15 protein-coding genes are annotated in these 14,020 nt (G+C 32.9%); all 15 read right to left on the minus strand.

The features are described from left to right. Positions 1-51 precede the first annotated feature (51 nt). Entirely contained in the window at positions 52-1,344 is a 1,293-nt protein-coding gene (asnS, locus tag ACFOZ1_RS07365; RefSeq protein ID WP_390197741.1) for an asparagine--tRNA ligase, read from the minus strand. A 28-nt stretch (positions 1,345-1,372) separates the two neighbouring features. Continuing rightward, positions 1,373-2,554, minus strand: coding sequence for a pyridoxal phosphate-dependent aminotransferase (locus ACFOZ1_RS07370; RefSeq protein WP_390197743.1), 1,182 nt, complete (start codon positions 2,552-2,554; stop codon positions 1,373-1,375). Positions 2,555-2,571: 17 nt separating this feature from the next. After that, positions 2,572-3,096 carry a hypothetical protein gene (locus tag ACFOZ1_RS07375; protein ID WP_390197746.1) on the minus strand — a complete coding sequence of 175 codons (525 nt, stop codon included), beginning with the start codon at positions 3,094-3,096 and terminating at the stop codon, positions 2,572-2,574. Further along, positions 3,062-3,235, minus strand: a complete 174-nt coding sequence (locus tag ACFOZ1_RS07380) for a YpmA family protein (protein WP_390197749.1) — start codon at positions 3,233-3,235, stop codon at positions 3,062-3,064. The genes ACFOZ1_RS07375 and ACFOZ1_RS07380 overlap by 35 nt, the downstream gene beginning before the upstream one ends. Positions 3,236-3,314: 79 nt before the next feature. Continuing rightward, entirely contained in the window at positions 3,315-4,094 is a 780-nt protein-coding gene (locus ACFOZ1_RS07385) for a ComEC/Rec2 family competence protein (RefSeq protein WP_390197752.1), read from the minus strand. 59 nt (positions 4,095-4,153) lie between these two features. Continuing rightward, entirely contained in the window at positions 4,154-6,823 is a 2,670-nt protein-coding gene (gene dinG / locus ACFOZ1_RS07390) for an ATP-dependent DNA helicase DinG (protein WP_390197755.1), read from the minus strand. 81 nt (positions 6,824-6,904) lie between these two features. Next, the gene (gene panD / locus ACFOZ1_RS07395; RefSeq protein WP_390197757.1) at positions 6,905-7,288 is read right to left on the minus strand and encodes an aspartate 1-decarboxylase; all 384 of its coding nucleotides are present in this window, start codon (positions 7,286-7,288) and stop codon (positions 6,905-6,907) included. A 65-nt stretch (positions 7,289-7,353) separates the two neighbouring features. Continuing rightward, a complete protein-coding gene (gene panC, locus ACFOZ1_RS07400; protein WP_390197760.1) occupies positions 7,354-8,229 on the minus strand; it encodes a pantoate--beta-alanine ligase in 876 nt (291 codons plus the stop codon). Then, the gene (gene panB, locus ACFOZ1_RS07405) at positions 8,230-9,069 is read right to left on the minus strand and encodes a 3-methyl-2-oxobutanoate hydroxymethyltransferase (protein ID WP_390197763.1); all 840 of its coding nucleotides are present in this window, start codon (positions 9,067-9,069) and stop codon (positions 8,230-8,232) included. A gap of 12 nt (positions 9,070-9,081) precedes the next feature. Continuing rightward, positions 9,082-10,056, minus strand: a complete 975-nt coding sequence (locus ACFOZ1_RS07410) for a biotin--[acetyl-CoA-carboxylase] ligase (protein ID WP_390197766.1) — start codon at positions 10,054-10,056, stop codon at positions 9,082-9,084. Next, the gene (locus ACFOZ1_RS07415; protein ID WP_390197769.1) at positions 10,049-11,230 is read right to left on the minus strand and encodes a CCA tRNA nucleotidyltransferase; all 1,182 of its coding nucleotides are present in this window, start codon (positions 11,228-11,230) and stop codon (positions 10,049-10,051) included. Before ACFOZ1_RS07415 ends, ACFOZ1_RS07410 begins: the two co-directional genes overlap by 8 nt. Further along, on the minus strand, positions 11,223-12,356 hold the full coding sequence (gene bshA / locus ACFOZ1_RS07420) for an N-acetyl-alpha-D-glucosaminyl L-malate synthase BshA (RefSeq protein ID WP_390197772.1): 1,134 nt from the start codon (positions 12,354-12,356) through the stop codon (positions 11,223-11,225). The genes ACFOZ1_RS07415 and bshA overlap by 8 nt, the downstream gene beginning before the upstream one ends. Positions 12,357-12,391: 35 nt before the next feature. Next, positions 12,392-12,787, minus strand: a complete 396-nt coding sequence (gene mgsA / locus ACFOZ1_RS07425; RefSeq protein WP_390197774.1) for a methylglyoxal synthase — start codon at positions 12,785-12,787, stop codon at positions 12,392-12,394. Between the two features lie 9 nt (positions 12,788-12,796). Beyond that, positions 12,797-13,597, minus strand: coding sequence for a 4-hydroxy-tetrahydrodipicolinate reductase (dapB, locus tag ACFOZ1_RS07430; protein WP_390197777.1), 801 nt, complete (start codon positions 13,595-13,597; stop codon positions 12,797-12,799). Beyond that, positions 13,584-13,940, minus strand: a complete 357-nt coding sequence (locus ACFOZ1_RS07435; RefSeq protein WP_390197780.1) for a nucleotide pyrophosphohydrolase — start codon at positions 13,938-13,940, stop codon at positions 13,584-13,586. Before ACFOZ1_RS07435 ends, dapB begins: the two co-directional genes overlap by 14 nt. Positions 13,941-14,020: the final 80 nt, after the last annotated feature.

Genomic DNA, 14,020 nt, shown 5'->3' on the forward strand with positions numbered 1-14,020 from the left:
CCTTTGCATAGACTGCAAAGGATTATTTCATACGATCATATATCTATTATATTATGGATAAAGTCTATTTAAAAGTCTTGGAAACGGAATGGTCTCTCTCACATGATCCACACCACAAATCCATGCCACGGTTCTTTCTAACCCTAATCCAAATCCAGCATGTGGTACACTTCCGTATTTTCTTAATTCAAGATACCATTCATAAGCATCTCCTGTTAAGTGATGTTCCTCATAACGCTTTTCCATAAGTTCTAAATCATCAATACGTGCAGAACCTCCGATTATTTCTCCGTAACCTTCAGGAGCGATTAAGTCTGCACATAATACGACATCATCTCTATCAGGGTCTGGTTTCATATAAAATGCTTTAATAGCTTTAGGATAATGCGTAATAAATACAGGCATATCAAAATGTTCTGCAATCGCTGTTTCGTGTGGAGAACCGAAATCTTCTCCCCATGTAATATCTGTAAAACCTTTTTCCTTTAACAAATCTATTGCCTCGTCATATGTAATTCTAGGAAAAGGAGCTTGAATAGCTTTTAATTTGTTGATATCACGTTCTAAGGTGGTTAGTTCTAATTCGCATTGATTTAAAACTGATTGCACAATGAATTGTACGTATTTTTCTTGTGTTTGAAGACTTTCTTCATGTGTGGTAAATGCCATTTCAGGTTCAATCATCCAGAATTCAATCAAATGTCTTCTTGTTTTTGATTTTTCAGCACGGAAAGTTGGTCCAAATGAAAATACTTTTCCAAGAGCCATTGCGCTAGCTTCCATATATAACTGACCACTTTGTGATAAATATGCTTCCTCATCAAAGTATTTTGTATGGAATAATTCTGTCGTTCCTTCAGGCGCAGATCCAGTTAATATTGGTGGATCCACTTTAACAAATCCCTCTTGTTGAAAGAACTGATAGGTTGCTTGTATAATTTGGTTTCTAACTTTCATAATTGCATGTTGTTTTTTTGAACGTAACCATAGATGACGATGATCCATTAGAAATTCTGTACCATGCGCTTTAGGTGTAATTGGATAATCTTTAGCTTCATGAATAATTTCTAAATTCTTTACTTGCATCTCATATCCAAATGGTGACCTTGTATCTTCTACAATGACACCTGTAATATATAGTGATGTTTCTTGTGTTAGTGACTTTGCTTTTTTAAAGATTTCCTCATCTACATCTGCTTTTACAACTACACCTTGTATAAAGCCTGTACCATCACGTAATTGTAGAAAGGCAATTTTACCACTTGAGCGCTTATTTGCTAACCATACGCCAATGGTAACTTCTTGATTCACATAATTACTTACTTGATTAATTGTCGTTTTCAAACTAAATCCTCCATTTTTAATTGAAGTATTATTGATGTTTTTCAACAAATCGTTTAATACGATTTGCCGCTTCTTCTAGTTGTTCTAAAGATATAGCATACGATAATCTTACATTATCAGGTGCTCCAAATCCTGAACCAGGTACTAAAGCAACTTTTTCTTCTTCTAAAAGTGCTGTTACCCATTCGTCAACCGTATCAAAACCATTCATTTCTACTGCTTTTTTCACATTAGGAAATAAATAAAACGCTCCTTTTGGTTTTACACATTCGATACCAGGTATGTCTGTTAACCATTTGTACAATTGTTCTAATCGTTCACTAAAGGCATTTTTCATTATTTCTACTTGTTCTTGTGATCCTTCATAAGCTGCTTGAGCTGCTACTTGAGATATAGATGTTGGATTAGATGTAGAATGAGACGCTAAATTTGTCATTGCTTTAATCACTTGCTTATTTCCAACTGCATAGCCAATTCGCCATCCTGTCATCGAATGAGATTTGGATACACCATTAATAATGATTGTGATTTCTTTTAATTGCTCTGATAATTGTGCGACAGAATAATGTTGCATCTCTGTGTAAATTAATTTTTCATAAATTTCATCAGACACAATCATAATATTATGTTTTAAACATACTTCACCTAGTGCCTGTAATTCTTCTTTTGAGTACATAACACCAGTTGGATTACTTGGAGAGTTAATAATAATAGCTTTCGTTCTTTCAGAAATAGCACCTTCTAATTGCTTAGGAGTTAATTTAAACTCATTTGATTCTAAAGCATCTACAAATACAGGTTTTCCCTCAGCAAGCTTAATCTGTTCAGGATAGCTAACCCAATACGGTGTTGGAACAATTACTTCATCGTCTTTATCTAATATTACTTGAAATAAAGTATAAAGTGCGTGTTTTGCACCAATTGTTACAATAATTTGGTCTAAATCATAGGATAAATGATGATCATTCTCCATTTTCTGTTGAATTGCTTTCTTTAATTCAACCGTGCCACCAGCAGGTGTGTATTTAGTGAAACCATCATACATTGCTTTTGATGCAGCTTCAAGAATATAATCAGGTGTATTAAAATCAGGTTCACCTGCTCCTAAACCAATTACGTCATGTCCTTGTTGTTTTAATTCTTTTGCTTTTGCTGTGATTGCCAAGGTTGATGATGGGGTTAATGTCTGCACTCTATTTGCTAATTTCATAAGTATAATCACCTTTCCTAATTAAATGATGGATCAATTGTTAATAGATAACGGGATTTATCTTCTAACAGAACATGTTCATAAACGAATCTATCTTTTTGATCCAAATATTTTATTTCTAGAACTGGGTTACCTTCCAACATACCTATAGTGGAATCTATTTTCTCACAATTATTACAAGTACTTTCCCATTCTGCTAAAATATCTTCTTTCGAATAAAATTCTGATGCATCATACAATGTATGTGCATATCCTTTGTCTGATTCTTTCACGAATAGAAGATGAGGCTTATTATTTATTGTTATTTCAGATACATAATATAACTGATCACCATGATATCTAGTTAAATTATTCACATGATTGATTTTTACTACTTTCGTTATATATTTTTTTACTTCCGTAAATGATTTCGTCTTATCATTCATGACATAGTTGTATAGATGTAATCCATAAATCACAATAGCAATGCATGTAATGATTAAAATAATCGTTATAATGACACTTTTCTTAAGTTCTATAAATGGTAAATATCGCTTTCTCATCATCTTCCTCACTTAATGTAATTCCAAACATTAAATCATCCTCTTTTAGTGTCCTATTTAGACTATCGACAACTTTGTATAAATCATCCGAGTATTTAATTTTCACTGTTGATAATGTTGTGATTTTGGGATTATTCATTTCAGCACCTCCACTAGACCAAATCCTGTTCTGTTCACTTGTTCATTATAGCACGAATAAGCAATTTTCTTAAGTAAATTCATGAGAGTAATTCAAAATCATTTGTAGTCATTCGCAAATAAACCGAACCTGTTTGTCTAACAAAATACACATCTATCCAGGAGGCTGCTAGTCGCTCAACTAAGTCTTCATTTATTTCATATTCATTACTATGGAAGATAACACTTAGATATGGATCTGTTAACTCTAAAAATGATTGACTTGGTGAGTCACCACTACCGAATGCAGCAATTTTAATCACATCTACATGATTTGTAATTTTAGTTATACGTTCTTCTACATCGCTTGTTTCATCATTCGAAAACAATATAGATTCATTACCAAATAAGAGCAGAAATGTTACTTCACCCTCTTCGGTTTCATCTATTAATTTTAATGAAAGTTTATTTGTTAATGTTATATCTGTTAGGTCTTTCCAGACAAAAAAGCGCTTATCGTTTTTCTCTTCTGTATAATCTTCATGATTTGGTACTATAATTTCACTTATATCATATTTCTGTGCAATTTGATCCATATTTCCATCATATTCATCATTAGTATTTGTAATAAGCAAGTAATCAATTGAAGTAACATTTAGTTTTTTTAAATGATTGATTAATTCGTCCTTACTATTTGTTGAACCTGTATTGATCAAAATTCTTTTTTGATTTTCTGTAACTACTAAAGTGGCCTCTCCTTCAGAAAGGTTAAAAAAGATCACATCAATGCTTTTATTGTCTGTATATGTAAATACAGGACTCGTCTGAGTAAGTGCCAAAAAAGTAACAAATACGATACGATAAAGACATTTGTTTTTCATTTACACATCCTGCTTTCTTTCATAGTACTATATAGGATGACACAGATGTGTAAAAAATATCATATCCAATCATTAACTTTATTTATTAAAGAGTGAATGGAATCATAATGTATGGGTACTTTAGGTATCGAGTGAATAAAAGTCGTTCCATATTGTTTTGTCATAATTCGATGATCTAAAACAAAGATAATCCCTTTATCAGTTTCCTTTCTTACCAATCTTCCAAATCCTTGTTTGAACTGAAAAACCGCTTTAGGCAACGATAGTTCAACAAAAGGATTTTTGCCCTGTTGCTTATAATACATAGACTGCTTTACAAATACAGGATCATATGGGGATTGAAATGGTAACTTAACAATAACAACACAACTTAAATCATTACCCGGGATATCAATTCCTTCCCAATACGCATTTGTTCCTAGCAAGATCGATTGTTGAAAAACTTGAAAGTGTTTAATTAGTCTATTCCTACTTCCTGTGGTTATACCTTGAGCGATTATCATATAATCGATTAGTTCCTCGGATTCTTTTAATAAATCATGTACTTTTTTTAACATATCATAAGAGGTAAAGAGTACAAGCATTCTCCCATTTAATTGTGAAGCTAGTGATATGATTGCTTCACATGTTGCATAAATATAGGGATCATTATTTGGATAGGTTAACTCTGGGAAATCTGTTGGAACAAATATTTGTACATTATCTTCGTATGTAAAGTGTGTATCTAATTGATAACAATTTATTTCATTATTATTTAAACCTAAACGTTCAATATAGTAATGAAAGGATTGATTGATTGTTAATGTACCACTTGTCAAAATGACAGACTCTTTTTGATTAAATAACTTCTCACTTAGTTGTTTTGCAGCAGTAAAGAGCTCTTTTTTCATATATACTGCATTTCTTGCTCCATTTTGGTCAATTTCAAGCCATGTAACCGTGTCTTCTTGTGTCGCCAGTAATAGTTCATGTAAATCATCTAAATACTTTCTCCATTCCGTACGATAAGAATCAAACCATTTTTTATCTTGTTGAGATGTATAAAATTGTTCTAGGTATAATTTCGTCCGTTGTATACTATCTATTAACAAATAAATATCTTTATCTTTTTTATCAGAAATATCCCAAATACGTTGCATTCTTCCTTGATCACTAAAAGATCTCACATTACTTGGACTATTTCTTACAAATTCAAATAAACCTCTAAATAATACATCAATTTCATATTTAATTGTTTCTAATTCATTTCCTAATTCTTTTGTTGGGACTTCACCTTCCACATGCTGAATAAAGGCATGTAATTCAAAATAATGAAGACTCCCACCTAAATATCTACTTGCAATCATATCAAAATGATGTGCTTCATCTAAAATAATTTTAGAATATGGAGGTAAAATAGATGATTTATGACTAAGTTCAAGAGATAATAATGCATGATTGACGACAATGATATCAGCATTGTTTGCTCGTTCTTTCATACGTTCGTAAAAACAATATTCTTTCCAATACTTGCTTTTAGTAGGCTGATCGATAATCAACTGTTGTCGGATTTGTTGGTCTTTGCTCGGTAATTGAATCTCGTCCAAATCTCCTGATTCGGTTTCTGTTAGCCACACTAAAATAATAGATTTTACCATAATATGATGATAAGAATGTTTGTCATTATCATGCAAGAACTTTTCAAATTTCTCCAGACTCAAATAATGTTGTCGGCCTTTCACCAACGATACGCGGATATCAAAATCTATCATATCTTGTAATTGTTTTAAATCATCTTCTATCAACTTTGTTTGTAAATTAATATTTGAAGTGCTAATTACAATTGGCTTTTGACTCTTTTTTGCTTCATAAATTGCAGGAATCAAATACGCAATAGATTTTCCAATCCCTGTTTCCGCTTCGATGATCACATGTTCTTTTCGACAAAAATGATCATAAATAATTTCGCTCATTTGCAATTGAGATTTTCTCATTTCATATTTTTCAAAAGTCTTGTCTAAGTAACCATCCTTGTCATAAAATGCATCTAAAAAATGTTGAAAATTAGCTATATTCTCTAAAGGCCGTTTCTTTCCTTTAGACATTTCTTTAAGAATGATTCCATTAATACTGACAAGTTGTTTCGATTCATCACTTGTTTGGTTAGAAATTAATAAATGTACATCTGATTTTAGGTTTGATGAGAATTTTAAAAAATAGTGTTGAATCTCTTTTGGTAATGTTTGTATTTTATTGTAAAGTACAAGAAATAAGTCAACAGTAACTAACGCATCAGATATTGCACGATGTGGTTGGTTATGTGTAATATATAAGAATTGTGCTAACTCACTCAATTTATATCCAGGTGCTGTTGGAAAGAGAATTCTCGATAGTTCTACAGTATCAATTACTGATGGTTGAATTTTCTCATGTCCTGTTCGGATTAATTCTTCATTTAAAAAGTTTAAATCAAATTGAATATTATGTGCTATAAGAATCGTATCTGAGAGTAATTGTATGATTTTATCAGCCACATGCTCAAATGGCGGCTGATTTTGTACATCTTGATCCGTAATAGATGTCAATTGGGTAATAAATGGTGAGATTGGTTGATTCGGATTTATAAATTGATTATACTCCTCTGTAATCATTCCATCTTCTAGAATAACAATACCTATTTCGATTATTCGGTCACCTTTTAGAGGGGTGTGTCCAGTTGTTTCTATATCAATTACAGCAAACCTCTTCAAAAAATCACCCCTTTGTATACTTGTAAATTCATTCAGAAAGAAACTCTTATCTAATGATAAGAGTTGAACAGTTTACAAAACTTACATAATTGATAATGGTGGTTCTTGATTTATAATTTCAAGAATGGTGTTGGATTCATCCATAATAGCAACTTTTGGTTGAAAAGTAGAAAGTTCCTGTTCATCTACCATAGCATATGCAACAATAATAACAATATCTCCAGGTTGCACTAACCTTGCTGCTGCTCCATTTAAACAAACTACTTTGCTACCACGAGTCCCAGCAATTACATATGTTTCGAGTCTTGCTCCATTATTATTATTCACGATTTGTACCTTTTCATGTGGTAAGATACCTACTTGTTCCATAATTTCCTCATCTATCGTAATACTGCCCACATAATTAAGATTCGCTTCTGTTACTTTCGCACGATGAATTTTTGATTTCATCATTGTTCGTAACATAATGATTTCCCCCTTAGAAAACTTGGCATGTCTTCTATTCTTTTAGGCAGATGCCTCAAAAATAGTTAACTAAATACCTTTTCTATGATATCTCCATTTTCATTTACAATCACATTATCAATCAGTCGAACATTGGTGAAATGAACTGCTATAGCGATAATGGTTCTTTTATTGATTGTTTCAATTTGTTCCAATGAAGGATAGTCTAATATTTCAATATAATCAATTGTAGCAGATGTATTTTGTTTAATCCATCCGATCATTTTTTCTTTTATTTGATCAATATTTTTGTTCCCTTCACTTATGGAATTTTGCGCCAGGAGTAGTGATTTGTATATATTCGTAGCTTGATTTCGCTCTTCCTCAGTAAGGTAGACATTTCGACTACTTTTAGCTAGTCCATCCGATTCTCTCACTGTTTGAATTGTTCTGATTTTTATTGGAAAATTATAATCGTCAATTAATCCTTTTACAATTGCAACTTGTTGCGCATCTTTTAATCCAAAGTAAGCAACATCTGCTTGAGTTAAATGAAATAGTTTCGTCAATACTGTCACAACACCATCGAAATGGCCTTGTCTACTTCTACCACAAAGAACGTCATTTCTTTTTACGACAGTCATTTCTATTGAGCGAGTTGACGGATACATTTCTTCCATAGAAGGTAAAAATAAAATATCAGCGCCATGACTCAAAGCTAAGTGTGCATCACGTTCTTCATCTCTAGGATATCTCTCGAAATCTTCATTCGGTCCAAACTGTAACGGATTAACAAATATACTAACAACAACTACATCTGTTTCTTTTCGACATTGATCCATTAATGTTACATGTCCTTCATGGAGGTACCCCATTGTTGGTACAAAGCCGATCGTTCGATTTAATTGCTTCTTTTCTTTAATTATTCGAGTTAGTCCTTCAACAGTACGAATGACTTTCATTTAGCTTAACTCCTTTTTTACAGCATCCATCACTTCTACATCAATAGGGAAGGAATGATTGATGGTCGGGAATTCTTTTTTCTTCACTTCAATAGTGAATTGTTGAATTGCTTGTTTGGTTATGCTGCTAATATCTGCATATGTCTTCACAAAAGAAGGTTTATAATCCACTGCATATTGTAAAATATCATGATAAACAAGTACTTGTCCATCACAATTATTCCCTGCTCCTATCCCAATTGTTGGAATAGATAGTTTCTCTGTTATCAATGCTGCAAGTTGTTCTGGTACACATTCTAAAACGACAGCTATTGCTCCATTCTTTTCTAATTTCAGTGCATCTTCTACTAATTTAATCGCTGTTTGTTTATCTTTTCCTTGGACACGATAGCCACCTAGCACATTTACGGATTGTGGTGTTAAACCTAGATGTCCTACAACAGGAACTCCGGCAGTTGTTAAATGATTGACTACTTCCAATATAGAGTTAGACGCACCTTCTACTTTTAATGCTTGGGCTCTCGTTTGTTGGATGATTTTCTGAGCATTGCGCATCGCAGAAGACAAAGATTGATGATAGGACATAAATGGCATATCTACAACAACAAATGTCTCTTTTGCGCCTCTAGTGACTGCTTTTGCATGATGAATCATATCATCTACCGTAACTTCAATAGTAGATTCATACCCTAAAACTACCATACCAAGTGAATCTCCAACAAGAATCATATCTACTTCTGCTTGTTCTGTTAATTTAGCACTTGGATAATCATATGCTGTAACCATTGTAATCTTTTCATCATTTTGCTTCATTTTCTGTAATTGAAGTGTTGTTTTCACAATAAGTACCCCTTACCATAAAATTTCTGCACTATATATTTTTATATCTTCGCCAATATACTGAACAAGCAATGCACCATCATCACTAATTCCACATATACGACCTTGAAATTCTTTATTTGGCATTTTAATCTGGACACTTTCACCTAACTTATATGCATAATTAAGCCATTTTTCTTTAATTAATGCAAATCCTCGTTGTTGATATGTATCATAACTTGTTTCAAAACATCGTAATAATTGTTGTACTAAAGGTAATCTATCTGTATGTTTGTTACTTTCAATCGCTAATGAAGAAGCTTTTTGTTGTAACTCTTCAGAAAAATCGTTCATTGATTGATTGACATTGATACCTATCCCTACAATCATATAATCAATCGTATCTAGTTCACCTTTCATCTCTGTCAATATACCCGCTATTTTTTTATCTTCCACAAATATATCATTTGGCCATTTTATTTTAAATGGTAAATCAAAAAATTGTTGTAATGTTTCAACAATACTGATAGCAGTAAACAATGTTAATTGTGAAGCTTGATGTGGTGGAATATCTGGTCGTAAAATGACACTCATCCAAATACCACCATCAGGTTGAGAATGCCATGTGCGTTGCATCCTGCCTCTTCCCTTTGTTTGCTCATTTGCAATCACAACTGTACCGTTTGCTGCACCGTTATGTGCTAATTCATGAGCAATATCTTGTGTAGATGTTACAATTTCTTTATAAACAAGCTCGTGTCCTAACCAATTCGTACCTAAATCCCATTTCAATGACGTTTCATTCATAGAAGATGGCTTACTTATTAAACGATAGCCTTTTCTAGGCAAAGCTTCAAATATGTAACCATCCTTTTCTAACTCTTTCATGTGTTTCCAGATAGCTGTTCTTGATACGTGTAAGCGATTGGAAAGTTCTTGTCCTGATATAAACATGTCTCCATTATTCGCTAAAACTTGAATGATTTGTGTTCTAATATTATCACGCATTTTTAATCCACTCACTTAATATTTTTACATCATTTGTAAGATGACCGTTTACAATTTCTTTTTCCATCTGTTGTAACATTTCATGTATCCATTTACCCGGCGTTTTATCATTGGATAGTTCAATCAACATCGTTCCATCTATCACAATATCTTTCCTTGATTGTATCGGTAAATTCATTTTTCGCTTACGTAATAGTTCCACTGATATGGTGTGGTCTGTAATCAGCTGAATAAGTCTTGCAAAATCATTCAAAGATGATTCGGGTAGATTGTAAAGTGCCAATTTCTCTTCACCTTTTATATAATCGTGTAAACAATTGGATAATGTTGTTGCATTTCTTTTTATTTGATTGGATAACTTCCATTGTTTTGTCCAATCTGCAATAGTTATATGGACGTTTTTCCATGTAGCTGCAGCAATAAAGCAACTCCAACTAGGAATAGAATTATCGATTTTTTTTAAGAAATCAACAGTTCGTACATCATCTTTTAGAATGGGTATATACTGATGAAGCTTCACATTAAAAAAAACGGTTAATGCATGACGAATATTGTCTCCTTTTATTAATTTCTCCCATTCCACTGCAACTCTTTCTATAGATATCTTTTGAATTAAATGTGCATATTCGTTAATGGATTCAAGTGTGTTGTTGTCTATTCGAAAATGTAATTGACTACTAAACCGTACTGCTCGCATAATTCTTAGTGGATCCTCATTAATTCTCTTGTTCGCATCCCCAACAGTAGTAATTATTTTATTAGCAATTGCTTCTTGGCCTTTAAACGGATCAATATAATCTAAATTCTCCGTCATAGCAATAGCATTTAATGTAAAATCTCTCCTTGCTAAATCTAACTTTAAATCATTTACAAAAAAAACCTCGCTTGGATGCCTAAAATCATCATATTGACCATCTGTTCGAAATGTCGTCACTTCAAAAGAATCATTTTGGTAACGTACTAATACCGTTCCGTGTTGAATCCCAGTAGGAATGACCTTAGGGAATATTTCCATTATTTGTTGTGGTTTTGCAGATGTTGCAATATCAATATCTGCAATTTCTCTTTTTAGCAAATAGTCACGGACTGCACCACCAACGATGTATGCTTGAAAACCATGTTTGTGAAATTGACGTATTACTTCCTTCGCTTTTCTAAATAGTTGTTCACTCATTTTTCTCTCCTAATACACTGTAATAGACATCTTCATACTGGCGTCTAATTTCATCAGATGAGAAATGTTGTTTTACTCGATCAATGGATGCTTGAGACATTGTTTGTCGCACCGTGTCATTATTGAATAGCTGAATCACCCGATGAGCGATTGCTTGAATATCTCCGAGTTCTTCTATATATCCTGTTTCGCCATCCACTATTACTTCAGGGATTCCTCCAACATTTGTTCCAATACATACAACCCCACAAGCCATTGCTTCTAATAAAACTAATCCAAAACTCTCCTTTTCAGATAGTAAAAGTTTAATATCTGCTATGGATAATAGTTCGGGAATATTTTTTTGTTTTCCTAAAAATAAAACTTTTTCTTGTAATCCTAATTCTTGAACAAGTTCTTGTGTTTTCTTACATTCAGGACCATCACCAATTAATAAAAGTCGAGATTGAACATGTTCTTGTACTTGATGAAATACATGTACGACATCTTGTAGTCGTTTTACTTTGCGAAAATTTGAAATGTGTATAAGAATTTTTTCATCTTCTTGTACATTGTATTTCTCTTTAATTTTTTGATTGATTTTTTTATAATAATCTTTTTCATTAATAAAATTATAGACAACATGAATGTCTTTGTTAACACCGACCATTTCCTTCGTCTGTTGTACAAGACTATTTGATACTGCAGTAACTGCATCAGATTTCTCTATCGCATATTGTATAATTTTCTTTAAACTTAAATCTATCCCTAATACAGTTATATCTGTACCATGAAGTGTCGTCACTACTTTGACTTGATGTGCCGCCATGTCTTTTGCTAATAATGCACAAATTGCATGTGGCATAGCATAATGTGCATGCAGAATGTCTAATTTCTCTGCATCAATCACTTCCGCCATTTTGGTTGCCAAAGTTAAATCATACGGAGGGTATTGGAATACTGGATAGTGGTTCATCTCCACTTCATGAAAATAAATATTTGGATGAAACTCTTCCAACCGAAATGGCACACTAGATGTAATAAAATGGACTTCGTGACCTTTTCTTGCTAGCATCTTTCCTAATTCGGTGGCTACAATGCCAGATCCCCCTACAGATGGATAACAAGTAATTCCTATTTTTAACATAAAAGGACCTACCTTATTTTGTATTTATTTTGTACTTACTTTGTTATATTTCTCCAATCAAATAACCCTGAATCTAGCGCTCTTATCATTACTTCTGCACCACCTAAGTTAGTAACTAGTGGGATTTGATACACGTCACATAAACGCATTAATGCACTAATATCTGGTTCATGAGGTTGCGCTGTTAATGGATCTCGGAAAAAGATGACTAAATCCATATCGTTTGTAGCGATTTTTGCACCAATTTGTTGATCGCCTCCTAGTGGACCTGATTGAAATCGTTCAATTTCTAAACCTGTAGCTTCATTGATTCTTGTTCCAGTCGTACCTGTAGCGTATAATGTATGTTTTTTTAAAATACTCGTATATGCTGTCGTAAAATTGACCATATCTTGTTTTTTTTCGTCATGTGCAATTAATGCTATATTCATACCATTCACCTACTCTAAAATATTTTCTAATCCATAAACTAACACATTTAATTTCATCACATTATCAATCGCTAGCTTTACACCTGTCATAAAGGATTCCCTGTGAAAAGAGTCATGTTTAATTGTTAAATTTTCACCAGTTGATCCGAAAACTACTTCTTGATGTGCAACAAGACCTGGTAATCTCATACTATGTATTCTCATTCCATCAAAATTAGCACCTCTTGCGCCTTGGATTGTCTCTTTTTCATTTGGATGTCCTTGTTGCTTTTGTTCACGTACTTCTTGTATCAATTGTGCCGTTTTCACTGCAGTACCTGAAGGAGCATCTAATTTATTGTCGTGATGTTTCTCAATAATTTCAACATCTGGAAAGTACTTTGCTGCCCATTTAGCAAATTGCATCATTAGAACGGCACCCAATGCAAAATTAGGTGCAATGATTACGCCAATGCCCTTATCTTCTGCTAAATCTGTTAATTCAGCTAATTGCTCATCTGTAAATCCTGTTGTTCCGACAACTGGTCTTACACCATTTTCAATAGCTGTTTTCGTATGTATGTAACCATATTCAGGTGTCGTTAAATCCACAAGTACATCCGCGTTTACTTCACTTAAACATTTCTGTATATCTGTATATATACGTGCATTGATGTTTGGTAGACTATCAAAGTCACGAATATACTCCCCTTCATATTTGTGATCTAAGCATGCTACTAATTCTAAATCATCCTGTTTTGAAATCATCCGTAGCGCTTCAGAGCCCATCTTTCCTCTTGGACCTGCTACTACAACTCTAATTTTTTTCACTTATACTACCTCCATTATTTTTCATTGTCCAACGATTTTTATCTCTAGTTTCAATTTTAGACATTGTTTGATCAAAAGCTTCTACTAGATTAATTCGTTCTGCATTTGCAAAACTAACAAGTACAAATAGAAGGTCACCTAATTCTGCCTCAATCGAATTCTCTTCTTCGGATACCTTTTTTGGCTTTTCACCATACGTATGGTTTACTTCTCTCGCTAGTTCCCCAATTTCTTCAGTAAACCTTGCAAGCATACTTAGTGGAGAGAAATACCCTTCTTCAAACTGTGATATAAAATCATCGACTCTTTTTTGCATATCTTTAATACTGTCTTTATTATACATTGATATCCCTCCATAGTTAAAGTAAAACATATAAGAAACGGCGCTATGATTATTACTATATCATAAACACTTAATTTGAT

The organism is Gracilibacillus marinus (assembly GCF_042651725.1).
Lineage (GTDB): Bacteria > Bacillota > Bacilli > Bacillales > Amphibacillaceae > Gracilibacillus > Gracilibacillus marinus.

Bases quoted from the DNA above. Each gene is read 5' to 3' on its own strand.
- ACFOZ1_RS07375 (WP_390197746.1), bottom strand. From the start codon at position 3,096: ATGAGAAAGCGATATTTACCATTTATAGAACTTAAGAAAAGTGTCATT.
- ACFOZ1_RS07370 (WP_390197743.1), bottom strand. From the start codon at position 2,554: ATGAAATTAGCAAATAGAGTGCAGACATTAACCCCATCATCAACCTTG.
- panC (WP_390197760.1), bottom strand. From the start codon at position 8,229: ATGAAAGTCATTCGTACTGTTGAAGGACTAACTCGAATAATTAAAGAA.
- ACFOZ1_RS07380 (WP_390197749.1), bottom strand. From the start codon at position 3,235: ATGAATAATCCCAAAATCACAACATTATCAACAGTGAAAATTAAATAC.
- ACFOZ1_RS07435 (WP_390197780.1), bottom strand. From the start codon at position 13,940: ATGTATAATAAAGACAGTATTAAAGATATGCAAAAAAGAGTCGATGAT.
- ACFOZ1_RS07415 (WP_390197769.1), bottom strand. From the start codon at position 11,230: ATGAGTGAACAACTATTTAGAAAAGCGAAGGAAGTAATACGTCAATTT.
- mgsA (WP_390197774.1), bottom strand. From the start codon at position 12,787: ATGAATATAGCATTAATTGCACATGACGAAAAAAAACAAGATATGGTC.
- ACFOZ1_RS07385 (WP_390197752.1), bottom strand. From the start codon at position 4,094: ATGAAAAACAAATGTCTTTATCGTATCGTATTTGTTACTTTTTTGGCA.
- bshA (WP_390197772.1), bottom strand. From the start codon at position 12,356: ATGTTAAAAATAGGAATTACTTGTTATCCATCTGTAGGGGGATCTGGC.
- panD (WP_390197757.1), bottom strand. From the start codon at position 7,288: ATGTTACGAACAATGATGAAATCAAAAATTCATCGTGCGAAAGTAACA.
- ACFOZ1_RS07410 (WP_390197766.1), bottom strand. From the start codon at position 10,056: ATGCGTGATAATATTAGAACACAAATCATTCAAGTTTTAGCGAATAAT.